24 protein-coding genes are annotated in these 22414 nt (G+C 61.2%); 20 read left to right on the forward strand and 4 right to left on the reverse strand.

The features are described from left to right. Nucleotides 1–1304, forward strand: a 1304-nt coding sequence (locus ACN4F8_RS18080) for a replication initiation protein (protein WP_419474838.1), incomplete at its 5' end; no start/stop codon positions are given. A 112-nt stretch (nt 1305–1416) separates the two neighbouring features. On the opposite strand, the gene ACN4F8_RS18085 is transcribed toward ACN4F8_RS18080, so the two are convergent. Next, nucleotides 1417–2343, reverse strand: a complete 927-nt coding sequence (locus ACN4F8_RS18085; RefSeq protein WP_419474839.1) for a PD-(D/E)XK nuclease-like domain-containing protein — start codon at nt 2341–2343, stop codon at nt 1417–1419. A 174-nt stretch (nt 2344–2517) separates the two neighbouring features. Here ACN4F8_RS18085 and ACN4F8_RS18090 point away from each other — a divergent pair, with 174 nt between their 5' ends. The 14 genes from ACN4F8_RS18090 (at nt 2518) to ACN4F8_RS18155 (ending at nt 14315) form a co-directional block, all read left to right on the forward strand. Further along, the gene (locus tag ACN4F8_RS18090) at nt 2518–3468 is read left to right on the forward strand and encodes a hypothetical protein (RefSeq protein ID WP_419474840.1); all 951 of its coding nucleotides are present in this window, start codon (nt 2518–2520) and stop codon (nt 3466–3468) included. A 64-nt stretch (nt 3469–3532) separates the two neighbouring features. Further along, nucleotides 3533–4540: a hypothetical protein gene (locus ACN4F8_RS18095; RefSeq protein WP_419474841.1), complete on the forward strand. Its 1008-nt coding sequence runs from the start codon at nt 3533–3535 to the stop codon at nt 4538–4540. After that, nucleotides 4537–5547 carry a hypothetical protein gene (locus ACN4F8_RS18100; protein WP_419474842.1) on the forward strand — a complete coding sequence of 337 codons (1011 nt, stop codon included), beginning with the start codon at nt 4537–4539 and terminating at the stop codon, nt 5545–5547. Before ACN4F8_RS18095 ends, ACN4F8_RS18100 begins: the two co-directional genes overlap by 4 nt. Beyond that, nucleotides 5540–5938: a bactofilin family protein gene (locus ACN4F8_RS18105; RefSeq protein ID WP_419474843.1), complete on the forward strand. Its 399-nt coding sequence runs from the start codon at nt 5540–5542 to the stop codon at nt 5936–5938. Before ACN4F8_RS18100 ends, ACN4F8_RS18105 begins: the two co-directional genes overlap by 8 nt. 19 nt (nt 5939–5957) lie before the next feature. Beyond that, a complete protein-coding gene (locus ACN4F8_RS18110) occupies nt 5958–6791 on the forward strand; it encodes a hypothetical protein (RefSeq protein ID WP_419474844.1) in 834 nt (277 codons plus the stop codon). A gap of 14 nt (nt 6792–6805) precedes the next feature. Next, a complete protein-coding gene (locus ACN4F8_RS18115) occupies nt 6806–7273 on the forward strand; it encodes a hypothetical protein (protein WP_419474845.1) in 468 nt (155 codons plus the stop codon). Beyond that, nucleotides 7270–8559 (forward strand): conjugal transfer protein TraB, encoded by a 1290-nt coding sequence (locus tag ACN4F8_RS18120; RefSeq protein WP_419474846.1) that lies wholly within the window; start codon nt 7270–7272, stop codon nt 8557–8559. The genes ACN4F8_RS18115 and ACN4F8_RS18120 overlap by 4 nt, the downstream gene beginning before the upstream one ends. Before the next feature lie 199 nt (nt 8560–8758). After that, nucleotides 8759–10486: a PRTRC system ParB family protein gene (locus ACN4F8_RS18125; RefSeq protein ID WP_419474847.1), complete on the forward strand. Its 1728-nt coding sequence runs from the start codon at nt 8759–8761 to the stop codon at nt 10484–10486. Nucleotides 10487–10588: 102 nt separating this feature from the next. After that, nucleotides 10589–11140, forward strand: coding sequence for a PRTRC system protein E (locus ACN4F8_RS18130; RefSeq protein WP_419474848.1), 552 nt, complete (start codon nt 10589–10591; stop codon nt 11138–11140). A gap of 14 nt (nt 11141–11154) precedes the next feature. Further along, entirely contained in the window at nt 11155–11571 is a 417-nt protein-coding gene (locus ACN4F8_RS18135; RefSeq protein WP_419474849.1) for a PRTRC system protein C, read from the forward strand. Between the two features lie 507 nt (nt 11572–12078). Then, nucleotides 12079–13200, forward strand: coding sequence for a PRTRC system protein F (locus ACN4F8_RS18140; protein WP_419474850.1), 1122 nt, complete (start codon nt 12079–12081; stop codon nt 13198–13200). Beyond that, a complete protein-coding gene (locus tag ACN4F8_RS18145) occupies nt 13190–13402 on the forward strand; it encodes a hypothetical protein (protein ID WP_419474851.1) in 213 nt (70 codons plus the stop codon). The genes ACN4F8_RS18140 and ACN4F8_RS18145 overlap by 11 nt, the downstream gene beginning before the upstream one ends. A 32-nt stretch (nt 13403–13434) precedes the next feature. After that, complete coding sequence (locus ACN4F8_RS18150; RefSeq protein WP_419474852.1) at nt 13435–13569, forward strand: hypothetical protein; 135 nt, start codon at nt 13435–13437, stop codon at nt 13567–13569. Between the two features lie 86 nt (nt 13570–13655). After that, on the forward strand, nt 13656–14315 hold the full coding sequence (locus ACN4F8_RS18155) for a hypothetical protein (protein WP_419474853.1): 660 nt from the start codon (nt 13656–13658) through the stop codon (nt 14313–14315). Between the two features lie 80 nt (nt 14316–14395). Here ACN4F8_RS18155 and ACN4F8_RS18160 read toward each other — a convergent pair whose 3' ends face one another. Beyond that, nucleotides 14396–14869, reverse strand: a complete 474-nt coding sequence (locus tag ACN4F8_RS18160) for a hypothetical protein (RefSeq protein WP_419474854.1) — start codon at nt 14867–14869, stop codon at nt 14396–14398. A gap of 245 nt (nt 14870–15114) precedes the next feature. Between ACN4F8_RS18160 and ACN4F8_RS18165 the strand changes: the two genes are divergently transcribed. From ACN4F8_RS18165 to ACN4F8_RS18185, 5 genes are all read left to right on the forward strand, one after another. Continuing rightward, complete coding sequence (locus ACN4F8_RS18165; protein WP_419474855.1) at nt 15115–17586, forward strand: DEAD/DEAH box helicase family protein; 2472 nt, start codon at nt 15115–15117, stop codon at nt 17584–17586. Between the two features lie 151 nt (nt 17587–17737). After that, nucleotides 17738–18913, forward strand: a complete 1176-nt coding sequence (locus ACN4F8_RS18170; RefSeq protein WP_419474856.1) for a hypothetical protein — start codon at nt 17738–17740, stop codon at nt 18911–18913. A 48-nt stretch (nt 18914–18961) separates the two neighbouring features. Next, on the forward strand, nt 18962–19468 hold the full coding sequence (locus ACN4F8_RS18175; RefSeq protein ID WP_419474857.1) for a hypothetical protein: 507 nt from the start codon (nt 18962–18964) through the stop codon (nt 19466–19468). A gap of 249 nt (nt 19469–19717) precedes the next feature. Beyond that, complete coding sequence (locus tag ACN4F8_RS18180; protein ID WP_419474858.1) at nt 19718–20341, forward strand: hypothetical protein; 624 nt, start codon at nt 19718–19720, stop codon at nt 20339–20341. Between the two features lie 173 nt (nt 20342–20514). Further along, the gene (locus ACN4F8_RS18185; RefSeq protein WP_419474859.1) at nt 20515–21210 is read left to right on the forward strand and encodes an ERCC4 domain-containing protein; all 696 of its coding nucleotides are present in this window, start codon (nt 20515–20517) and stop codon (nt 21208–21210) included. A gap of 35 nt (nt 21211–21245) precedes the next feature. Here the strand turns inward: ACN4F8_RS18185 and ACN4F8_RS18190 are convergent, their stop codons facing one another. After that, nucleotides 21246–21785 (reverse strand): hypothetical protein, encoded by a 540-nt coding sequence (locus ACN4F8_RS18190; RefSeq protein ID WP_419474860.1) that lies wholly within the window; start codon nt 21783–21785, stop codon nt 21246–21248. Further along, a complete protein-coding gene (locus ACN4F8_RS18195; RefSeq protein ID WP_419474861.1) occupies nt 21782–22381 on the reverse strand; it encodes a hypothetical protein in 600 nt (199 codons plus the stop codon). The genes ACN4F8_RS18190 and ACN4F8_RS18195 overlap by 4 nt, the downstream gene beginning before the upstream one ends. Nucleotides 22382–22414 lie beyond the last annotated feature (33 nt).

The following is a 22414-nucleotide window of genomic DNA, read 5'->3' on the forward strand; positions in this document are numbered from 1 at the left end:
CCAAACGCTCAGATACTCCACGCACTGCAGTTCGGCAAATTGCCTTGTTTCAGGTGCCTGACGTGCCCAAGCCCTACAAGAAGGCTGTTCAGGTCGTTCACAGCAAACCGCGAGCACCGATGTCGCTGGTGCAGCGCAAGGTTTCCAACAGCTGGCTGAAGAACGCGGTTCAGAACAAGCCAGACGAAGAGGGCTGGTGGTCGATCCGCATTGCGGATATGGCTACAGAGATTGGCTTCGACTCCAACAACCGAGAGTACTTGCGCGACTCCGCCTTGGAGTTGATGCGCATCGTCTTTGAATGGGATGTGGTGGCCGTTGAGGGGAAGCGTCCCAAGTGGAAAGCCTCTGTCCTGTTTCCCGATGTGGAGATGACCGCAGAGGTGGTCCGCTACAGGATCAGTACGCAGTTGCGCGACCAGGTACTGAACCCCGACATGTACGCAATGATCGACATGAATGTGGTGGCGAAGTTCAGGCGGGCGTCGTCGCTGGCTCTGTACGAGTTCTGTGTCCGCTTCGAGCGCATCGGCAGGACTGCTGAGATTCCCTGGGAGAGCTTCCGGGACATGGTCCTCGGCGAATCCACGGAGGCCAAGTCATACCTCGAGTACAAGTACTTCAAGCAAAAAGTGCTCAAGCCCAGCGTGGCCGAGGTGAACTCACAGGCCGACATTCAGGTTGAACTGATGGAGACCCATGAAGGCCGTCGAATCAAGAACATTTGGTTCACCGTTCACAAGCCAGGACCGCCACAGCTTGAAGTGGTGATCGATGATGAGCGCGTGATGAAGCTGGTGGGAGAGATGGTCAACATCGGTCTGCTGCAATCCGAAGCGAAAAGACTGACCACTCAGCACCAAATTGAAGAACTCACCGCTGCGGTCGCGTACGTGAAACGCAGGATGGCAGACAAGCGCGCGGCGACCGTAGAGAACCCGGGTGCCTACCTCCGTCAAGCCTTGAAAAACAACTGGGCAATCGTGGACTCGCTGCCAGCCAACGCAGAACCCAAGAAGGGACTTCCTGGACGCAAGGCTTCCGGCGCGGACAAGCTCCTTGAGCAATACATGGCTGAGCAGCTCAAACAGGCAGAGGGGTACTTCAATGAACTCGACGCTGCAGACCAAGACGCTTTGATTCAGCGCTACAACGCACAGCAAGAGATACCGGGCCTGCGGATTGGGGCGAAGCCAGGGAAGGCCGCCAAAACAGCCTACTTCACCTGGGTAGGCCTTCAGACCTGGGGTGAGCCGACCCAGTCACAGCTTCTGGAATTCGCCACCGAAAAGCTGATGGGGTGAACGAGGGCGCATAAGGGCCTGCGTTTGAACGCCCGCGTGCAAGCAACTGCTGGGGTGGCCTTCTGACGACGTGCGTCAGGCGTGCTGGACCGCTACTAGCGCAACAGCACGCTCAACCCACCGATTGGCCAGTCGTCCAGGCGCGAGACGGCGTGTGCTGGTGCCAGTGCTCAATCTCGATCACACCGTCACTGCTCAGGTCTGGCCAGTGGTTTGTCTCGCTGCAGGCCTTGTAGACGGCCAGACAGTCCTGGAACTTCTTCGCCCCATTGCTGAGGAAGGAGTCGCCGGCGGCCAGCGTGTGCACCGAGAACGGCTCGCTCGTCTCAGCGGCGATGAACACGAAGGGCTTGGGACTGCTGGAGCCCTCAAAGAGGGAGCGGCCGAGCGAATACATGAAGGCCTGCAGGTCGTAGTCGAGCTTCACTGCATCGCGCGTGAACAGCGGCACCGAGGGATGGCGCGTGGATTTCAGATCGAAGTCCAGATCCGGGTGGTAGATGTCCGGGCGGATGCGCAGCTGCAGGCCGGTGGTGGGCTCGGTGAAGTAGATGCTGACCTCGGTCATGGCCTCTTCGATGAACTTGCCCAGCGTGCGGCCCTTGTAGAGCGTTTCCTGCACCTTGCCTGCCAGCTGGCGTGCTTTGGAGAAGGTGGGCTCGTCCACCACCAGTTTCATCGCGTTGTTCTCCAGGAACTGCTTGTAGTCCTTGTTGGAGGAGTGAACGATGCCGGGGTAGACGGCGACCTCCTGTCCAGCCAGATGCGGCTGGAGCAGCAAAAGGTGGAGGAGGGAGCCAAAGTCCTTGGCGTCGGTGTCCTCGCGCCGTGCGGTGAGGGCGGTCTTGAAGTGGGCCGGCGAGACCAGCAGCGGCTTCAGGAGGGAGCAGCTGAGTGCGTCGCGGTCTGCGTGATAGATGTGAGCGGGCAGGGACTTGTAGAGCAGGCTCCCCTCGGCATAGCCCGTCATCGGCTGATCTTCGTTGGTGGCATCGGCCACCAGGTCCAGTACGTCGCTGAAATTCGTGAAGTTGTCCATGGTCGTGTCGCTCCTGTGTTTCCTTGATCTATGAAAACACGGCGCACTTCGATGTCAAGGCCGCACTTGCATATCGCATGAAGAAATACCGCGATCAACGCAGTGCCGATGCCTTGTTAGGGGGGCTTGAACATGGAGAAGGCCGTGATACCTTAAACCGGAGGTAGCCAAAAAATGAACACAAACACTCACTGCAACAACCCCGGCATGCACGCACACCCAGTTCTCGTATCGGCCCAGTGGCAAGTCGAACTCGATGAGGCCATTCGACGCAACGATGACGCCGGCATGTGGGACGTGGTCGCGCGCCAGCCCGACCAGGAGGAAGCCCAGGAAGCGATGGCCACCTTGGTTTCGCGCCTGGCGTTCCGGGTGGACAACCGCCCACGCTTCTCCGAGATGTTTCTCATGCCAGTGATCGCCCCTGCGGGCAGCGAACTCATTGGCAATGCCACCAACTGGAAATCAGCCAGCTTTGCGGTGAGTGAGGCCTTGGACCGTTGGTTGCCCACCAGGGCGTTCAAGACAGTGTTCAACGGCATCCGCCCGTTCGACTGGGTAGGCACATGGCGTCCAGCGGTGCTGCGCAGCCATCTGTACCGCACCATGCCCGGTAACGCCCAGGCCAAGATCACCACGGTCGCAGAGGACATCGACTATCCAGCCGAGGCACCGCGTCTGGGCTTCGTCTGCATGGTGCTGACCAGCGATCGCGGCTGGCCAGCGCTGCCCGATCCCAGCACGATGTCCGACAAGCGCCTGCAGGATGTGGTCGGCTACGCCCTGCACCACGTTGAGGACGCGGACATGCCGACGATCCTCACCCCGGACCGGGTGCAGTTCTCCATCACGGACGGCGTGTGCCGTTGGCTCCGCGAACTCGACCAGTCGGTCAAGGTGTTGGGCTGGAGTGTTTCACCCGTGGCCAGTTCTGCCGATGTCATCAAAGTCAGTTTGCGACTCGACAGCCAAGATGTTTCGCTGACCCAGTTCACCTTGCGCAAGCACCAGATCGGGTTGCGCGGTGTGGACGAGATCATGCAGATGCTCATGGCGCTGGCCCCGGTGATGGATGTGGCGCGCGATGGCGGGCTCCCTGCAAAAAGGTCAGCCGAGCGCTCTTGACACTCGAAAGCTTCGTGTTTTCATGGATGAAGCAGATCCCAAAACACACGAAAGCGAACACGCCATGAACCTCAACACCATCGCCATCACCCCCTTCGCTCAAGGCATCATCAAGGTCGACAGCGAGGAGGGCGCCTTCCCCGGCACGATCAAGACCAAGCCCAGCATGGTTGTCTGCGCTCGCCACCACCAGGCTCCCGCCGAAGGGAGTGCGGACATGCCCAAGCTGGCTGCTCATCCGATTCAGGAAACCCTGCTTGCCACCGACGCGAACAAGCAGGCCGGCGCTCTGGTTGAGATTCCAGTGCGCATGTTCTTCAACCGCCCCGACAAGTCACTCAGCCTGCAGTACAAGGCCTACGCCACCGACACCGGCGCGCCTCTGTGCACGGGCGATGGCAAGGACGCCTCGCGCATCACCGTTGCCGGCGACCACACGCAGACCTTCACCTCCGTTCCATGCCCCGGCGCCGAGGTGTGCGCCTTCGCGCAGCAATCGGGCGTGGCCTGCCGCCGTCAGATGAAGATGACGGTTCAGATCGAGGGCCAGGACGATTCACTGAGCGTCTTCGAGGTCCGCTCGTCCTCGCTCAACAGCTACCGCGCGCTGGCTGCGCAACTCAAGATGCTCCACCTGCGTTTTGGCGGGCTCCGCCATGTGCCGCTGAAGCTGCAGATGTGGCAAGCCAGCAATGCCGCCAGCCAATACGAAGCGTTCGATCTGCTGCGCCTGTGCATCGATGCTCCATCCGAGGCAGAGGCCATGAAGCAGGCGAAAGTGGCGCGCGAGCAGGCACAGGCCGATGGACTCGTGGACGTGATGGATGAGTTGTTCGAGGGCTCGACGAGCAGCGACCCGATGGCGCTGTTCTCCGACGACTTCCAGCTCGTGAGCGACTTCTACGCAGTCGAGCAGCCCGCGCGCCGCCGCACCGCTGACCACGCCATGACTGTCACACCCGTGGGCAAGCGTGGCCCCGCTCCCGCCGACACAGCGGGCAACCTGATCGCAGATGCGGTCCGCATGGCCGGTGCCGCGCGACCCGCCGAACTTGAAAGCATGCAAGCATGAGCCAAGCTGACATCACCCGCCTTGTCGTGGGCGAGCCCTTCACACTGGGGATGGGGCGAGCGGTGGGGCAGTCCCTTCGTTCGTCCGACGTTTCGAAGTCGCTGCAATGGCGCGACGGCAAATGGCAGGGGCAGAAGTCGCTCCTGTCGGTGCTGTCCAAAAAGAAGCGGCCCAAGCACCTGGTCTTGCCTGCTGGAGCAGGCCGTCGCCTTCGATTGAACGCATGGGTGATTGCCGCTTTGGTGGGCCTTGCCGGTACGGGCGTTGCCCTGGGGTTGCTTCTCCAGTCGCGTGAGGCTCCCTTGGCTTCAATTGCTCAACCAGCTGCGGCTCAGTCGTTGCCCCTCGTGCAGGCGCTTGAGAACGTGCGGACAGTTGACCAGCCGTTTCCTACAGCGCCCGCAGAATCGTTCCAGGTGATCCAGACGGCCGAAGGTGAGGCGCCCACAGCTGGGACGCCTTCGCTTCCCATCTTGGCCCCAGCTGGTGTGGGCGCCACCACGGCTTCGGCGAGCGCAGGCGCGAGTCTCCCGTTCGTGGCACCTGCTCCCATGCCAACGCCGATTGGGCCCGCTCCAGAACTCACTTCGGAGAGGTCCAGCACGCGAGCCGAAGCCCGCCCACCCGCGAAACCTGCCAAGGAGGAGCCCAAACCGCCAGCAGTGCTGCTCGATGAGATGGTGGAGAAGCCGACCGCCGCAGCACCAGCCAAGCCCGAGGCGCCGAGCAAGGCCCCCAGCGTTGCCACGAAGCCCACCGTGGTGGCCAACGCCGCAGCCACCCCTGCAGCGGCACCATCAGCAGCTTCGCCTGCCGCCCTGGCGCCGGCACGTGGCCTTATCGCAATCACACCGGATGGCAAGTCGGCGGTTTTCACCGACCCAGCCACCCGTCTACCAAAACAGTTCAAGGTGGGTGACAAGTTGACCAGCGGCGACACGATCAAGAGCATCGACGCTGCGCAGGGCAAGGTCATCGCCGGAACGAAGGAGTACAGCCTTGACTGAAGAAAACCGCAACGAAGACATCGTCATCGACCCGGTGGCGATGAAGATCGTCAACCGCATCGCGCCTGGCACCAAACAGTCCGGCACCATTGACTGCGCAGGCGGCCTGATGATCGAAGGCGAGTTCACTGGGACGATCAACGTCATGGGTGGCCCGTTTGTGCTCATGCCCGAAGCGCGTGTTTGCGGTGTCATCAACTGCGACCAGGACGCATACCTGTTCGGTTCGATCTTGGCTCGCGATGATGGCGAACTGAGCGAACTCACCGCCCACGGCGCGGTGTTTCTGACCGAGACCGTCAACGCCAAGGCCAACATCACGGCAGGCGCCTTCAAGACCTATGAGGGCTCCGAGGTCGAAGGCAAGATCAAGACGATCCGGCGCTCCTGAGCAGGGCAGGGAAGCGCCCGTGACCGCTCTTTCGCACAAGTGGCTTCGCCAGGTCCTCACCGACAGGGGCGTCAAGGCACCCTCCGATGCAGCATGCGCAGCGTTCGTCAAGTCTCTCGATCCAGCGGGGCTTGAACAGGCGCGCGCGTTTCTCAACGCCGTCACGAAAGGTGTGGAGTCCACCGATGGCATGACAGCCTTCCTAGCGTCTATCAACGCAGCACACCGAGAGGCGGCACCAGTCGCGACGGAACCGTTGCCAGTGCGTGCGCTGCCGCTGCCATCTCGCAACTCAAGGTCTGTTCCGCCCGCGTCCCCGGTAAAGCGAAAAGCCGTGCCCGCGGCTGACAGTGCTGAGCGCGCCGCCCTGCGCGACCAGGGGATGCACATCTACGCGGGCAAGGCAGCGATGAAGATCGAACTGGACATGCTGAGGGCCGCAGAGGGCGATCCAAGCCGCCTCACTGTCCAGATCGAGCTGGCACCGGCCATGGCGCCGCGCTCATTCGATTGGGAGCAGAAGATACCGTTCCAGTTCACACGTCGAGAACTGCCGCTCCTGGGCGCCATGCTCATGGGGTACGCCGGCGGCTCTCTCGTGTTGACCAACCACGGGCCCGACCACGACAAGCGACTGGAGTTGCATCAGCAGGGAAACGTCTTGTTCGTGAAGCTGCGCCAGGGTACCAAGACGCTGGCCATGCCCGTCGAAGCAGCCGACCTCTTCGGATGGGTAGCCATCACGATCACGGCTCTAAAAAATCACCATCAGGCCCTTGACTCTGGTGCGTTGTTTGAGATCCTGAAAAGGACCGGGGCAATGCATGCAGCGGCCTCAACCCCAAAACCCTAAATCGGAAAGAACCCATGAAATCCACTCACTCCCTCAAACTCAGTCTGGCCATGTTCAGCGTGGCCGCTCTCCTCACCGCATGTGGCGACGCGTCCCTTGGTGGCGCCTCCTCTTCGAGCGCCGTTCCCAGCATCGAAGACGTGAAAGCATGGCGCGTGGCCAACGTCGACACCAAAACCTACAACGTGAAGTCCTACGAGGTCAGCGATCTCAGCTGCTCCGCCGTGAGCAAAGAGGAACTGGAAACCGTCAAGAAGAGCTACTCGGCCTTTGGCATGAGTTCGGATGACTTGATGAAGGCTCTCGTCCAGTGCAGCTACACCGTGAACGCCTCGCTGGTGGGGCGCGACAAGGAATACCGCAAGACTCAGGACCGAGACATCACGAACCACAAGGTGAAGGATGAGAAATTCGGTCTGCTGGTCAAGGGAGGCACCCCCCAATGGATGGGAACCCCCCGGTTGCCCAAGAACGAAGGATGAGCAGCGACCTGATGGGCTGGCCGCCCGCACGCAGGATGTTTGCGTCCGTTCAGGGCGCTGCACCTCATGCGTTCGCTCAAGCCATGCTGGTGCTGTTGGCTGGCGTGGTGCTGGGCTGGCTGGCCTGGGGGGAGGGCAGGGCGCCCGCACTTGCGGCCCTGCTGCCCGTCCTGGTGGCCCTGTGTCGCTCGCGCACGCAGGCCTTCCTGCTGGGGTTGGGCTACACCATCGCCTTGCTGAGGCACACGGCGGCATTCATCGGCAGCTGGTTTGATGACAGCTTGCTGGTGGGGGCATCCGCAGTTCTGGCGTACGGATTGATCTCTGGCGCGGTGTGGTGTCTGGGCTGGAGCCGTTCGGATCGCCCTTGGCGCAAGTCGGTCGCGGTGGTGGTGGCCTGGATGGTGGCGCTGTTGCCCCCAGCCACGGTGGGACTTCCCGGACACCCCCTGATCGCATGGGGGGCGATTACGCCGGGGTTGGGCTGGGTAGGGGTGGCGCTGGCCCTTGCGGTGCCTGCAGGGCTCGTCTGGTGGCTTGCTGAACACCGTCTGCGCCCTTTGCAGACTGCTGCAGTGCTCGGTGCGCTTCTCGCCTCCTTGGGGGCGGTGGGCATCCTCCAGTTCGTTCCAGGGAGCAGCTACGGGCCTGCGACGGTGGCGGTGAACACGGCATGGGGCAAGCTCGATGGGGTGGACGATGTCCTGCGCCGCGTGGAGAGCATGGGTCAGATGTCCAAACAGCTGGCGCAGCAGGAGAAGCCCGCGACCGTGATCTGGCCAGAGTCGATTCTCGGCAACTACGACCCCGCTCTCTACCCGGTCCTCGACATTGCGTTGCTCAAGGCGGCTAGGGCATCTGGGCAGACACAGATCATCGGCATGGACTTGCCAACAAAGGAAAAGCACTGGGAAAACGCCGCCGTGGCGTTCTACCCGGATGGGCGCTCGGCACGTGCCGTTGCGCGCCAGCCCGCGCCGCTCTCCCTGTGGCGGCCCTGGCAGGAAACGAACAGCTTCGTCGCCGACTGGACCGCAAGCAACGTCCTCACCTTGAGCAACACCATGCGAGCGGCCTTCATCTTCTGCTACGAGGAATACCTTCCCGTGCTGTACCTCATGAACGAGGCGCAGGGCAGGGTCGATATGTACGTGGCGGTGACAAACACCTGGGCGGCACAGAGCCCGGTGGCCGCCGAGATCCAGACCCAGCACTCGTTGGGCATGGCCCGCCTGTTCGGTCGACCCTACGTCAAGGCTGAAAACCGACCACTGAAGGCCGAGTAAACGCGGCATGGGGCGCTTTGCCCTGGTGCTGAGTGGGTGGTCGTCATCGGTTGCGGTGGTTTACGTGCCCCCCTAGAATTGCCTCAACCCCTCGCTTCCGTGAGGACTGCGCGTCTTGTGCGCGCCATCAACCAACCCCCCTCTGGGATTCCATGAATCCCTTAGCGGGCCGTGGAATCCCTTTTTTTCTGGAGATTCCATGGAAAACACCACCACTCGCAATGGCGAGAGTCGCCTGATCCCCGTCTCGGCGGTCAAAGAAGGCTTCAACTACCGTCGCCGCTACAACGCGGAGAAGATGGCAAGCCTGCGCGAAAGCATCAAGCTCCAAGGGCTGCTCCAGCCCGTCACCGTTCGCCAGCTCGACGACGGCTACCAGCTCATCGCTGGTGGTCGCCGCTTCAAGGCGTTCGTGGAGGAGTTCGGGCCCCAGTCGGAGATCAAAGCTGAAATCCGCGTCATGACCGATGCGGAAGCAACGGCTGCGATGCTCGCGGAAAACAACGAACGCGAAGACCCCTCGGTCATCGAAGACGCCGAAGGCGCTGCCCGCATGCTGGGGCTGTGCAACGGCGATCGCGACGAAGCCGCCCGCCGCCTGGGCTGGACCCGAAACAAGCTCGACCGCCGCGCTGCCGTGATGAACGCCATCCAGCCGGTGCGTGATGCCTATCTGGAAGACAAGATTCTGGTGGGCCACGTCGAGATCTTTGCTGCCCTGCGCAAGGAAGTGCAGCAGCGGGTCATCGAGATGATGCTCAAGGCAGAGCGCAAGATCACGGTCGACGAACTCCGCACGATGGCCGAAGCTTCCCTGCAGAGCCTGGAAGCCGCGATCTTCGACAAGGTCGATTGCGAGCGCTGCCAGTTCAACACTGGTGAGCAGCAGGCAATGTTCGACACCTCTTTCAGCGGCTCGCGCTGCACGAACAGGGAGTGTTTTCAGACCAAGACCGAAGGTGAGCTCCAGGCACGCGCAACGCAGCTGGCCGACACCTACCAGGTCGTGCGCATCGTGCGTCCTGGGGACAACAACTCGGTCACCGCGGTTCGTGCACTGGGCGACAAGGGCGTGGGTGAGGAACAGGCGAAGGCCTGCCGCACCTGTGCGAGCTTCGGCGCCTGTGTCATGGGCACACCGACAGCGTTGGGCAAGGTCATCACCGATGCGTGCTTCAACACGACCTGCAACTCTGAAAAGGTCGCGGCCAACGCGAAAGTCGTGAAGGCCGCACTGGCTGCCCAGTCGAACGAAGCTGTGAAGGTGCAACCTGCCGCCGGCGCAACGCCACCGAAGGCAGCGACAGGCAAAGCAGCTGGAAAGACCCCGGATGCCCCTAAGGCGACCCCGAAGGTGACTGCCAGCTCCGAGCAACGCACTGCAGTCAAAGAGTACCGCGAGGCCATCTGGCGCGCGATCTTCAAGCGGGCGGCTGAAAAGCTGCCTGTGATGCAGAACCGGGCCCTCCTGGTGGCCATTGCGATTCACCGGCCGTCCGACATGGACAGCCATGGGAGCTGCGATGCCATCGAGAAAGCACTGGGTACCCAGCTGCAATCCGGGCTGAACACTGAAACGCTGTTGGGCAACGTGCTCGCACTGGACCAGGCAGGCCTGGCCACCGCGTTGCAGAACCTCGCTGCCAACGTGAGCAAGACGGCATCGATCAGCGACGTCACGGGCTACCTCAAGGCCTTGGACATCAAGATCGAGTCGTACTGGAAACTCAACGAGACGTTCCTGGACATCCTCACCAAGACCGAGATCGATGCCGTGTGCATTGAGCTGGGGCTGGCGGATGCGGCCGGCAAGCACTACGACAAGCTCAAGAACGGTCCCAAAAAGGACTTCGTCAAGGGCATGTTGGCGGTGGAAGGCTTCCAGTACGTGGGTGCTGTCCCAGCCCTTATGCGCTGGGGGCAGTAAGCCAAGACCCTGAGAGCCTCGCTCTCATCACAACCTCCTGACGGGAATCACCTTCCCGTTGGGGGGGTGGTCCCTGTCGCTCTTTCCTCAGAGAAAAACGACATGAACCTCTTTCAACAATTCGCTCCCCTCATCGCCGCCGGCGTGACGGTCCACCTCAAGCTCTCCGCCAATGGCGAGAACATGCAGCTGGATCTGATTCCGGTGGCCAAGGAAAACAAGGCAGGCATCAGCCTCAGCCCGAAGGCACTGGTCGCATCTGCGGCCGAGCTGGACGAGAAGCTGCCAGCCTTCCTGGAGACCTACTTGGCATCGCAGGTTCGCATCAGCGACCTGATCGAAGCCTCGCAGAAGGAACTCGACGCTGCAGAAGAAGCTGCGAAGGCAGCCGCCCAGGCCGCCAAGACAACCGCTTCGAAGGCGCCTGCCAAGGCAGCCTCGGGCACGCGCACCGCGACGCCTGCGACGACGAAGAAGCCTCGCAACATGGCCGATGGGCTGATGGACGAGGACGACGAAGCGGATGACACCGGTTCGGGCGAAGCCACCGGGAACGTTGGTGGTGCCGAAGAAGGTACTCCGGTCAACGGTAGCGGTGCAGTGGAGGACAAGACCACTGCCAGCACCGGTGAACTCAGCGCAGCGTTGTTCTGAACGGGAGAGAGAGCATGCAAGTACTCAATCTCGTCCGCAAGTTCAAGTACAACTCGGTGACGCTGCCTGATCCGAACGATTCGATGGCACCCGACCAGGTGCGCGAGTTCTACGCAACCCAGTACCCCGAGCTGAACAACGCGATGCTCGAAGGCCCGGTAACCGCAAACGGAGTGTCCACCTGGACGTTCATGCGGGCGGCTGGAGCCAAGGGTCGTATCAAAGCGCCCGAGCAGGCTCAAACCTGCGACGCGCGCGAACTGATCATGAAGGCGGTGGCCTCCGGTGCTGCCGGCGCTTCATCTTCCTCCCTTGCACCTGTGCGCGAAAGCGCCCAGTTCACGGGGCGGCTGGTGAAAGTGCTGGCGACGCGGGATGCCAGCGGCCGAGCCATGAGCCTTCCCTCTTCTGCCTTTGGCATGTGGGGGTAAGGAACCACAAAACTCAAAAGGCCCACGTCGGATGACGTGGGCCTTTTTCTTTGGGCGTTCGCTTACGGAGTTTCGTACCTTACGGTCTTCCGTAGCCTACGGCGGATCGTAGGCACCATCCCTCGGCAGACGGGCGCAGCGTCGGGGGTCAATGCTTTTCACGTTGAGAATCTTGCCAAACGCGTGAGAATTTGCCAAATGTTCTGAGAACAGTTGGGCTGTGTCTGCGACCGCAAGAAGGTGCCGTCAGGGGGCGGCGCCAGTCACGTTGATCGGGCTGGCATGGACTTTTCGGACAGGCATTCTCACTGCCTACGGCATTTCTCTCAGTTTTCATGGCAATGGTCAGGCTGGTCCGCATCCTTTGACGCCGGCGGACGGGCAGACGAAAATCAAGGCGTTTTCGCAAATTGCGATCTCGTGCTGCGCTTAGACGCAGTGCCTCAACCAACCCTACGGGAATCAACTTCCCAGTAGGGCAAGTGGGTTCCCGCACCTGGAGAACCCATGGAAACAGCAGAACTCACCCGTGGCGCCTCGGCGTCGCATGGCTTGTTCGCACTGCCGGCCATCTCGCAGGAGATTCCGGTGGTCATCGAGGAGGCCTCAGAGCGCTCCCGTGTGATTGCGCGTTTCGCGCTGGCCAGCGAAGCCCATGGGCTGCAGCTGCCCGGTGGCAACTTCACGCGCCTTGAAGAGGTGGTGGCCCAGCAGTGGAACCTTCACCTCGAAAGCATCGCGGATCACTTTGGCGAAACCTTGCTCGGTAGCCCGAGCCTGGTGGTTACCGATGAGGATCTGACGGTCCTGATCAACGCCCAGGCCGGCATTGACACTTTCCGACTCAAACCCGTGATCGAGGCGCTGGAGCAATCCCTTCCCGGTCTCGGCTGGTTCGTGGTGGATGTTCTCGGCAGTGCCCGGTGCGCGGGATTGTTCTTCTACGACATGACCATGGTGGCCTACCACCTGGACTATCGCTTGAGCGATCTGGACGAATTCACCGATCAGGCCTACGCGCGCGTCATCCTCGCCGAAGAGGGTGATCGTGAATACGAAGACGAAACCGAGGTGCCTCCCGAGCAGATCGAGGAGATGCGCCAGTCGTACCAGTTCTGGCCTTCGCAGATCCTCGAAGCCGTTGGCGGCCACATCCACCTCTTGGGGTTGGGTGGCATATCCATCAGCAAGAAGACGGCCTTCATTCCCCGCAAACGCATCTCAACGGCGCGCGTGAGGAAGTGGCTCAAGGACAACGCAGAAGACGCAGGATCCTCCTGCATTCGCGCGGCATTGGACCTGAACAAGGCGCTGAAAGCCAAAGACTCACCTGACTTCAGTTTCTACGTTCGTGAAGACGACGTGGAGTCGATTGGAGCCATGTGCTTCATTGCCTGGGATGACCCCGATTTGGTCTGGGACGCTTGTGGCCACGCAGAAGAGATGGCCTACAACTCCAGCGAAGTCGTCGAGGCATATGCCCGAAAAACCTATCCCCTCAGTGGCGGCATCACCGATCAGCAGCTCGCTGAACTGGTGAAAGACACCATGGGGTACCTCAACCGATGGCACCTGCTCGAAAAGCTCGTGTCGCACTTTCCATCAGCGAGAGATGACGATGAAACTTGAAGTAAACAGCTACGGCGAGAGCTACGCGCTCAAGCACGCTCTCCTCGTGTACGAGTCGCCGGGCAACCAGGCGTCATACGCCACGAAACATCCCGTTCAGATCATCGACGGCAAGCCGATGATCCGACCGGGTGCACCGCTGACCGAGGGCGACTACAAGGCGCTGATCGAGGGCCTAAACCGCTGGCCAGATTGGAGGTGAACTGGCATGACGGGGATGAACGGAAAACCACTGTGGTCGAAGTGATCCGCGAAGATTTCCTTCTTGAGCGTCTTGAGGTGCTGCGCTCACAGGACGACGCCATCGAAGAGCGAATCCATGCGTTTCGACTTAGCCCGGAATCGGGACTTGGCGCTGGTGAGGGCTGATTTTTGGGCTGAGCACCACGCCATCGGCACGTAGGGCCTGTGTTGAGTGGCGCGCCGGCGTGGCAGCAGCTTCTAGAATTTTGGCTATGCCACTGAAACATCACTCGGATCTCCTTTTCTACTCGGAGATCGCAGACGACGAAGACTCTCCCGTCCCCACCCACGAGTTCTTCGTTGGGCTCTACAGGGACGCCGCGCTGCAGCCGATCCTCAAGTGCGAAAGCTCCAGGTTTGTCCGCTTCGGCCGTTGGATGCTCGCCCGTAGGCTGGAGAAACCTGCACCGGTCTTTGTGGCGGCCGCGCTGGTTCGGCACCAGAGCGGAGCGTTGGTCATTCGCAACGTGGGTGCGCTTCCGGGATATGGCCCTCTGCTGTATGCCAGCGTGTTGCACCTGGCGCGTGCACGGGGCCGCATCGGGGTGATTCCTTCCAGCGACCCCTCCAAGATTCTGGCCAAGCCGAAGAAGATCTGGCTGAGGTTCGCCACCGGTGAGGAGTACGCCGACAAGGTTGCGGTGCTTCCGTTCGACGGGCTGCACGCCGAGCCCTGGCTCAACATGATCTACAACCTGAACTCCGATCAGGACCTCTTTGCTTTCGATGCGATGAGGCGCAAGGCCAGAGCCTACTGGCGCTTCTGGCAGTCCAGAGACTTCGAGCCAAGCCTGCTCGCCTACCCGGCGCGAAAGATGGCTGAGTTGAGCGTGCAGGCCCACCAGGAAGCCTCGGCAACGGCTGTCGTTTGATGGCAGCGCCCTAGCTTTCGGAAACGAGATCGCAGGCCTCAGGCGGGAACAGGGACATCATGTCACTACGGTGTCGCAGCTCATACGGATCGAACCCCGCTCGCTGAGACCAACACGGCATCGAGACCGAGCTGCAGCTTCACGCGGGCCGGAATCTTCAGGAGTTGTCGCTCCCATTCTTTGGAGTCAGGCACCGCGAGCATGAACTTGATGTTCTCGTCAGCGCCGCCCATTGAGAGAACCAACTGCCCAAGGGCCGAGTACATGGCCTGTTCCTTCTGTCGCGATGAGTCGCCCTCAACTTCAATGACGAACGTGGGTTCGCCAGGCTTGGTCGCGACCATGTCCGCACGCCCGTGAATCGGATGGGCCACGATTACGGCACCAGCTGAGCGTAGAGCGGCCTCTGCCAAGCCCGCGGCTTCCTTCTTTCCGGCAGGGTGCAGGCCTCCGTTTGCTCTCTCCATGGCATCAACGTCCACCGTGAGGCTCCAGCCTTCAGAGGGTGGGAAGCGGTGCTCCATCAGCCACCTCTTCACTTCAAGCTGGTACATCAGTTTCTCCGGTGGACCTGTGCCGGCAGTCTAGCTTCAGTGACCTGAAGAGGAGGCGAACTGGGCTCGCCGAGCGCGTAGGCTCATGCACCCATGGTGATCCGAATGGGTGGCCACCAGTGGTCCCCTGCCATGGCGAAGATGCGGGATCGCGCTGCGCCATCGATCTGAGCAGCAAGTACAACGACACGTTCAATCAGGTTGTCACACGACGATTTGATGGATCACACCTTCAGCTGCCGGGCATGAGTGCGGTGGTGGTGCCTTACCCGCACCAGAAGGACGCCATTTGGCGAATCGTGGTGGGTGGAAATACCTTGCTGGCGCATTGCGTCGGTGCGGGAAAGACGCTCACGATGATTGCAGCAGGCATGGAGTTGCGCCGTCTCGGCAAAGCTCGCAAGCCGTTGCATGTGGTTCAGGGATCAACCCTTGAGCAGTACTGTGCCGAAGCATTGCGCCTGTATCCGCAGAGCAAGGTGCTGATGGCAACGAAAGAGGACCTTAGTGGCGACAAGCGCCGGACGTTCGTGGCACGTGTTGCCACGGGTGACTGGGACGCGGTTGTGATGACGCAGTCGACGTTTGAGCGTCTGATGCTGAGTCCCGAGGTGCAACGAGACTTCATTGACGGGATGCTGAAAGAGGCACGCATGTCGATGACGTTGACATCCGATTCCGGCGCAAAGAGATCCATCAAGGAGATCGAGCGCCGCATGAAGGATTACGAAGCCAAGCTCGAAAGACTTGTCGAAAACGGCAAATCGGATGACACTGCAGTTTGGTTCGATGACCTCGGAATCGACCACGTCATGATCGACGAAGCCCATGCCTATAAGAACATGGCGAAGATCACCAAGATGCCACGCATCGCGGGGATTCCGAACACCGCTTCACAGCGTGCGTTCGACGTGTTCATGAAGACGAGAGTCATCATGGAGAAGCGCGGTGGGCGTGAAGAAGGGGTGGTGATGGCGACGGCAACGCCGCTGTCCAACAGCCTCTGCGAGATGCACACCTTCCAGGTGTACCTGCAGCCGAACACGCTGAAGCGCTACGGTATCTATGAGTTCGACGCCTGGGCTGCAAGCTTTGGTGAGAGCGTCACGGGTATCGAGTTGGCACCGGACGGAAGTGGGTTCCGCACCAACACGCGTTTCAGCCGATTCTGTAATCTCGCGGAACTGATGGCCATCTTCAAAGGGGTGGCTGACGTGAAGACGAAGCGCATGCTGAATCTGCCGACACCGGCGATCGAGGGCGGTAAGCCTCAGGTCATGGTGGCACAGCCAAGCGATGTGCTCAAGGAGATCATCAAGGGGCTGGTGACGCGCGCGGACAAGATTCGCAACCGTCAGGTGAAGCCAGAAGAAGACAACATGCTCTCGGTGACCAACGATGGTCGCCGCGCGGCAATCGATGTGAGGATGGTTCACCCGTCCATGCCATTCGATCCCAATGGGAAGTTGGCGCTGGTAGCTGGCAACGTGCATCGCATCTGGAGAGAAGGTGCGGAGCGGCGAGTCACGCAGCTGGTGTTCAGTGACCTGGGCACGCCTGGAGCAAAGGGGCTGTCTGTCTACGAGGAGGTCAAGCGCCTGCTGGTGGAGAAGGGGATACCGACTGCCGAGATCGAGTTCATTCAGGACCATTCAAGCGACAGCGCGAAAGCGAAGTTGTTCAAGCGGGTTCGGGAGGGGGTCGTGAGGGTGCTGTTCGGGTCCACGTCGATGCTGGGAACCGGCACCAACGTGCAGGTCAGGTTGAAGGCGATTCACCAGATCGACAGCCCATGGAGGCCATCGGATGTTGAGCAACGCGACGGGCGCGCAGACCGTCAGGGCAACGAATGCGAAAGCATCGAACTCTGGCGCTACGTGACCGAAGGATCGTTCGACAGCTACAGCTGGAACCTGCTGGACGTGAAGGCCCGATTCATCGATCAGGTGATGACGGCAGAACAGGGGCTGCGAACCGTGGAGGACATCTCCATGACCGCGCTATCCTATGCAGAAATCAAGGCACTGGCCTCCGGAAATCCCCTGGTCTTGGAAAAGGCTACGGTGGATGCCTCGGTGCAGAAGCTGAGTCTGAAGTTCGACCACTACGAGCAGGACCGCTGGAAGATGGGGCGCCGCAAGGCCGACCTTCAGCACCGGTTGAAGTGGCTGGATGACAACATGCAGAAAGCTGAGGGCATTGCTCTTGATGCTGATGCAGTGACGGCCGACATGGCATTCAAACCCCTGCTGGCAACGGCGGCGGCGGCGATGGCGTCGGAGACCAACAACTGCATGGCAGTTGGTCAGGCACTCAAGGCTGTGAACAAGGTCTTGGGTGGTGATTCGAAGGTGGCTCAGCTGGGCAACTTTGTTCTGGAAACTGCCCGCTGGGGCGGTACCACGGACCTGGTGCTGGTCGAGCAAAGCATGGGCGTGCGGGTGCGGGTTGAAAGACCCCCGATGCATGACGTGCTCGGTGTGGGCGTGGCGACTTATGAGGCTTTCAAACGCTTTGTGAGCTTGCCAGGGGATTTGCGCGAGGAGTACGGTCAGAAGACCAACGAACTCGCCGGCATCCAGTCCATGCTGAACCAAGACTTTGAGTTCCGCGAGGAGCTTGAAGCGGCGCGCAAGCGTCAACGCGAGATCGAGGCCGAACTGGATCTCGACAAGGCAACGGCTGGCACTTCCGCAATGGAGGCCGAAGGAGCCTGATGTACCGAAAAGCCCTCTGACTTGGATGTCAGGGGGCTTTTTTTTTGGCTGCGCGATGTCTCAAGAAGTTACTTCTTGGAGGCCATCTGGCGCACTGCACAAATCTTGAGCAATCTAGGGAGAGCCCTTTTCGGTCAACGACTTGGCGGTGGTGTCTGCACAGAACCAACAGGGTTATCCACAGAATCTGTGGCCCGCCCATGCGGATTTTCTGGATAGGATCGTTGAGTCATCAACACAGCAGGGGGAAAAGGTGTACAGGATCATCACGGACATCGCGCGGGTTGAGGCTCTGGCGAAAGAGCTTGAAGAAAAACTGGAAACGTCCTTCACACACCGTGAGCAACGCAAAGTGAACTGGCCGCGCGGGAGAGCCCGCAAAAACGAACCGGCGCTGGTAAGCCCAGAGGTTCGCTTCCAGCGGTCCGGAACTGCACCTGCGAGGGCCTGGTCTCCCAACCGGGAAGAATTCAAGTTTCGAAACTTTTTGATGTTCGGTGAGCCCGGTAGTGCCGACTCCATGAACATCGCCGTCCAAGTCAACTTCCCACTGGGAGAGTTCCACTTGAGCAACGGCGGTGTGTTCCTTGAGGACCAGAAGGGCGAGATCTGGATTGGTCACACCGGCAAGATGACCCGCGTCACCCAACTCCGCCGTAAACCCATCCTGCAGCGCTTCCAGGACGTGACGGTCCAGGCAGAAGTGGATGGAAAGAAGGCGCGAGAGATCATCCGCATCACGAAGCTTCGGGGCCGCTCCACCATCAGCGAGTTGTGGGCGTTCGCCTCGCGAGCGCGCGAAGTCGCCGATGAGGCTCACCGTGAGCGCGAAAGGGAAGGGGGCGACCCGGTCATAGGAGCGGTCAAAGCGCCCACGAAGCGCGAGGTCGCCATTCTGGGCAAGCTGAGAAAGTACCTCAAGGAGCACAGCGGGCGTGGCTCGCGCAAAGCGGTGGCCGCCGGGGAGGTTGACGTTCAACACGGTGCGATCGTCGATGCGCTCGCCTTGGAGCTGGGTCAGGGAGGTTTAGAAGTCAAGAACTCCCGGGCGGTTGACCTCGCCCTGGTCGTGGGACGAGGGGTCGAACTTTTCGAGGTGAAGACTTCGGTGGACACCCAGTCGCTATACACCTCCATCGGGCAACTCATCGTCCACAGCGCGGCCCTCGGCCGCGACGAAAACTTCGAGGTCCGTCGCAATCTTGTGTTGCCGAAAATGCCGCCAAGTCCCTTCGACGACATCATTCGTGAAGAGGTAGTTGCCCGTCTGATCACCTACCGCAAGGTCAAAGGCGGATATGTCTTCGAGGGGTTGTACGCCGATTGAGGCCCCCAAGGCCACGCCCTTGATGTCAAAACAACCCAAATGATCCGCATGTTGAAATCATTGTTCAAACGAAAACCGCCGGCCACCTTTTCTGAAGCCTGGATGTCTGAAAACGCATCTCCGTCCACTCCCATAGTATTCGAGGCGGCAGCCAGAACCGCAGGCAAGTTTCCGATTTACCACGTCACTTGCCCAGAGTGGGCAGCGTCCATTCATGACCAGCGCAGCATTCATGGTGAGGATGTGGTGAGTTCAGCGCACTTTCATTGGACCATTGCTGGCGCGTCCCGGCAGGCGCGCTGCTCCGGCGCAGTGTTGGGGTTCGTGTGGCAGGGGCAGCCGCACAAACTGAATCTGAACCGCAATTCTTCAACGCACATGGATCGCCGTCCCAACATCCTTTTCGACGTGCCAGTCGCAACTTACGACCCGCAAACGTGGGAGTTGCGTCTGTACCCGGGGTCCAGCGGCTTGGAGCTCAGCTTTGTACAGATAGGAAGCAAAGCGCACTTGCTCCGAAAGCCCGTCGAACTTGAGGTTGTTCACAGCGTCTGATCTCTGTTGGATCGTGGTGACCCGGATGCACCACCCACTTCGCACTCTGTGTCCTCAGACTGGTCGCGATACGACGACAAATCCGCGCAGCCGCTCTACAGTCGGAGCACCTTTCGCAACTGCGATTGCTTCAAGCTTGACTTGAACTCCACCCGTACGGGTGAGCCCAATGGGCTTCCCGTGCTTCATCAAACCCACGCTGGGCCCCCGTGCCCAGTGCCGGGGGTCTTGCGTTCGTTCATCCTCCAAATGACAAACGAAGACTTGATTCCCTCCTACTCGCTCCTGCTTCAGAACGGTAAGGGCTCGATTGCCAAAGCATTGAGCGACCTCAACAGGGCCTTGCTGCGAGGTAGCTGGTGTGATGTGGCCGACGAACACGACTTTTGTGAGCTGGCCAAGTCGACCTTCTGGAGCCGTATGCACGCTCAGGTACTGACGGCAGCCCATGGCCAGACTTCCTGGCCCGGTTCCTACGGCCAATCGCCATACGCCGAGGTGTTCGCTGTGATGCAGCACGTCCTCGCGGGCCACATGCTTCCACGCACAGCCTCGAAGACGGAACGCTCGCTTCACCGCGCGCTGTTCGACCTCCTGGCGCCACCGGCAGCTGTCAGCAGATCCAAGCTCGACGAAGCCGGACGGACCAAGCGCTACAAGCGCCTGCTGTTCGGGATGCGCGAGGCTGCGATCCTGACCCGCACCGAGGCCGACGCAGTCCTGCGCCAGCTCCTCGGCGCACATCCGGGAGATCGGGGCTCGCTGATCCCCTGCAGCGAAGCGGTGGCCCATTTCGGCGGCACCATGCGCGTGCTCACGAAGTCATTGAACCGGCGCGCGTACTACCGCGACTTCCGCGTGTTGTCCGCATAGGTCTTCGGACCTGAACCTGAACGCCCTGACAGAAATGTCGGGGCGTTTTCTTTTGGGGCTCCCGGAAGTTGTTGCAGCAATCTCTGTGGTGCGCCAGACGCCGCGGCCGCGCTCTTCCTCGCTACCATCGGGGCGGTGCAGCATGGCACTCACAACCGGGGCGGGGAAAAGACATGGCAGCAACATTCACAGTGGATTCGCGCGAGACCAACAGCGGCGTGATGGACCTCTTGCGCAACTTGGGGGTGAAGTTCGACGTGCAGGAGATGCCGGCAGGTGACTATGCGGTGGGGGACTTCCTCATCGAGCGCAAGAGCGTCGTGGATCTGGCCGCATCCATTCTGGATGGCAGGCTCTTTGCTCAAGCCGAGGCGATGGCGCTGGCCAGCGAACGCCCGGCACTGCTCGTGGAGGGCAATCTGCTGGAGCTGCCCAACCAGATGCATGAAGACGCGCTGCCGGGGGCACTCTCGGCGCTCAGCGTGTTCTGGAATCTTTCGGTTTTCTCCACGCCGAACAAGATGGGGACGGCACGCCTGCTCGCGCGCCTGCACAAGCACCAGGTCGAAGGTCTGGGATACGAGGTGGCCACGCGCGTGCTCAAGCCGAAGGATCGCCCGGACGGCGCGCTCTCACAGTATTTGATTTCGGGCCTTCCGGGGGTGGGCCCCGAGATGGCACGCAAGCTGCTGATGCATTTCGGATCGGCGCGCGCGGTGTTCGCGGCTAGCGCCCAGCAGCTACAGCAGTGCAAAGGGGTTGGCCCGAAAACCGCCTTGGCCATCGTCGCCTCACTGGACCAGAGTCCAACGCGCTTTCGCTCCACCAAGAGCGCGACGTTCCCTGCTGGCATCCTGCCCGCGCCCTGAGGCAGTCCACCGGCCTCGCTCGGGCTCAGCTGCTGTCAGGTCAGCACGTTTGCGATGAGTGCGGCGCCGCCGGCGGCGCAACCCGCGAGCACCGCACACAGCGTGATGAAGGTGCCCACGTCGGCCGGGGCTTGCTCGCGCGACAGTCGGCGCTCATACGCAACCTGCCACAGCGCCTGTGCCGACAGCGGGTCGGTTCGCTGCGCTTGGCGAATCGCAAACCACTCCTGGATGGAGGGTGCGTAGAGGAGGGCGCTGGCGAGCACATAGACGCCCAACTGCATCCAGTGCGCAGGGAGCAGGTTCAGATCCATCAACGCGGCTGCGATGCACAGGGTTGCCAGCGCTGCACTGAACGACCGCCGAAGCGAGGCCGAGCCGTGATGAGCAGCCCAGCCCATCACCCATGCAGCTGAGCTGCTGGCCAGGAATGTGAGGAACGAGGACAAGGTCGGCGCCGCGCCCGAGGAAAACGGGCCACCCGGCACCGCCTGCAGAAAACCCACCACGAAGCCCGCGCCGAGCAGGATCTGCACGCCGTGCACGGTCCCGGGGGGAGTGAGGTTGGGGATCACGCGAATGCGCGCCTGACTGCGCTCGCGCGCGGGCGATCGGCGGATGCAAAGAGGGTGGACGGACGGGTTTCCAGCGGCTCGCCTAGCACCGAGGCGCGCAGGCGCTTGAGTTCGCTGCGCTTCGCGGCCATGGCGGCGCGCTCGGTCGGGTAAACGCGCCCGCGCCAAGTCACCACACGCCGGCGGAAGATGAGTAGGAAGCGCTCAGCAGTGACCTCGACGGCAGAGGCGCCCACCGCATCGATGAGGCGTTGGCGGCGACCCTCGAAGTCGATCTGGTGTTCGGTGAGCACGGCGCGCGGGTCGACAACCAGCTTCGTAACCGCCTTCCAGCCCCGCTCATGGAAGGTGGTGGCCCCCAGGCCGTAGATGCTGCGCGCAACGTCCGGCATCAGCAGCGGATTCTTGGGGTCCAGGCGGGCCAGTTCGCCCATGGCCGCGTGCATCAGAGCCACGTCGCCGGCGTGGTGGGCACGCGCCTCGTTCAGCGAAAGGTCATCGACCGCGTAGGTCATGACGCTGCTGGTGAAGCTGCTTTCGCGGTCGGGTCGCGTTGTGCGCAGCGGCTGGATGAGTGTTCGTAAGTTCAGGCCCATGGGTGTTCTGCAAGGTGAAGAGTTGAAAACGCG

The sequence above is a fragment of the Hydrogenophaga sp. genome, from assembly GCF_048549895.1.
Taxonomy (GTDB): domain Bacteria; phylum Pseudomonadota; class Gammaproteobacteria; order Burkholderiales; family Burkholderiaceae_C; genus Hydrogenophaga.

What these genes read in the sequence shown, in the direction of transcription:
- ACN4F8_RS18085 (WP_419474839.1), bottom strand. Translation starts at nt 2,343, where the DNA reads ATGGACAACTTCACGAATTTCAGCGACGTACTGGACCTGGTGGCCGAT.
- ACN4F8_RS18090 (WP_419474840.1), top strand. Translation starts at nt 2,518, where the DNA reads ATGAACACAAACACTCACTGCAACAACCCCGGCATGCACGCACACCCA.
- ACN4F8_RS18095 (WP_419474841.1), top strand. Translation starts at nt 3,533, where the DNA reads ATGAACCTCAACACCATCGCCATCACCCCCTTCGCTCAAGGCATCATC.
- ACN4F8_RS18100 (WP_419474842.1), top strand. Translation starts at nt 4,537, where the DNA reads ATGAGCCAAGCTGACATCACCCGCCTTGTCGTGGGCGAGCCCTTCACA.
- ACN4F8_RS18115 (WP_419474845.1), top strand. Translation starts at nt 6,806, where the DNA reads ATGAAATCCACTCACTCCCTCAAACTCAGTCTGGCCATGTTCAGCGTG.
- ACN4F8_RS18120 (WP_419474846.1), top strand. Translation starts at nt 7,270, where the DNA reads ATGAGCAGCGACCTGATGGGCTGGCCGCCCGCACGCAGGATGTTTGCG.
- ACN4F8_RS18125 (WP_419474847.1), top strand. Translation starts at nt 8,759, where the DNA reads ATGGAAAACACCACCACTCGCAATGGCGAGAGTCGCCTGATCCCCGTC.
- ACN4F8_RS18130 (WP_419474848.1), top strand. Translation starts at nt 10,589, where the DNA reads ATGAACCTCTTTCAACAATTCGCTCCCCTCATCGCCGCCGGCGTGACG.
- ACN4F8_RS18135 (WP_419474849.1), top strand. Translation starts at nt 11,155, where the DNA reads ATGCAAGTACTCAATCTCGTCCGCAAGTTCAAGTACAACTCGGTGACG.
- ACN4F8_RS18140 (WP_419474850.1), top strand. Translation starts at nt 12,079, where the DNA reads ATGGAAACAGCAGAACTCACCCGTGGCGCCTCGGCGTCGCATGGCTTG.
- ACN4F8_RS18145 (WP_419474851.1), top strand. Translation starts at nt 13,190, where the DNA reads ATGAAACTTGAAGTAAACAGCTACGGCGAGAGCTACGCGCTCAAGCAC.
- ACN4F8_RS18155 (WP_419474853.1), top strand. Translation starts at nt 13,656, where the DNA reads ATGCCACTGAAACATCACTCGGATCTCCTTTTCTACTCGGAGATCGCA.
- ACN4F8_RS18160 (WP_419474854.1), bottom strand. Translation starts at nt 14,869, where the DNA reads ATGTACCAGCTTGAAGTGAAGAGGTGGCTGATGGAGCACCGCTTCCCA.
- ACN4F8_RS18165 (WP_419474855.1), top strand. Translation starts at nt 15,115, where the DNA reads ATGAGTGCGGTGGTGGTGCCTTACCCGCACCAGAAGGACGCCATTTGG.
- ACN4F8_RS18175 (WP_419474857.1), top strand. Translation starts at nt 18,962, where the DNA reads ATGTTGAAATCATTGTTCAAACGAAAACCGCCGGCCACCTTTTCTGAA.
- ACN4F8_RS18180 (WP_419474858.1), top strand. Translation starts at nt 19,718, where the DNA reads ATGACAAACGAAGACTTGATTCCCTCCTACTCGCTCCTGCTTCAGAAC.
- ACN4F8_RS18185 (WP_419474859.1), top strand. Translation starts at nt 20,515, where the DNA reads ATGGCAGCAACATTCACAGTGGATTCGCGCGAGACCAACAGCGGCGTG.
- ACN4F8_RS18195 (WP_419474861.1), bottom strand. Translation starts at nt 22,381, where the DNA reads ATGGGCCTGAACTTACGAACACTCATCCAGCCGCTGCGCACAACGCGA.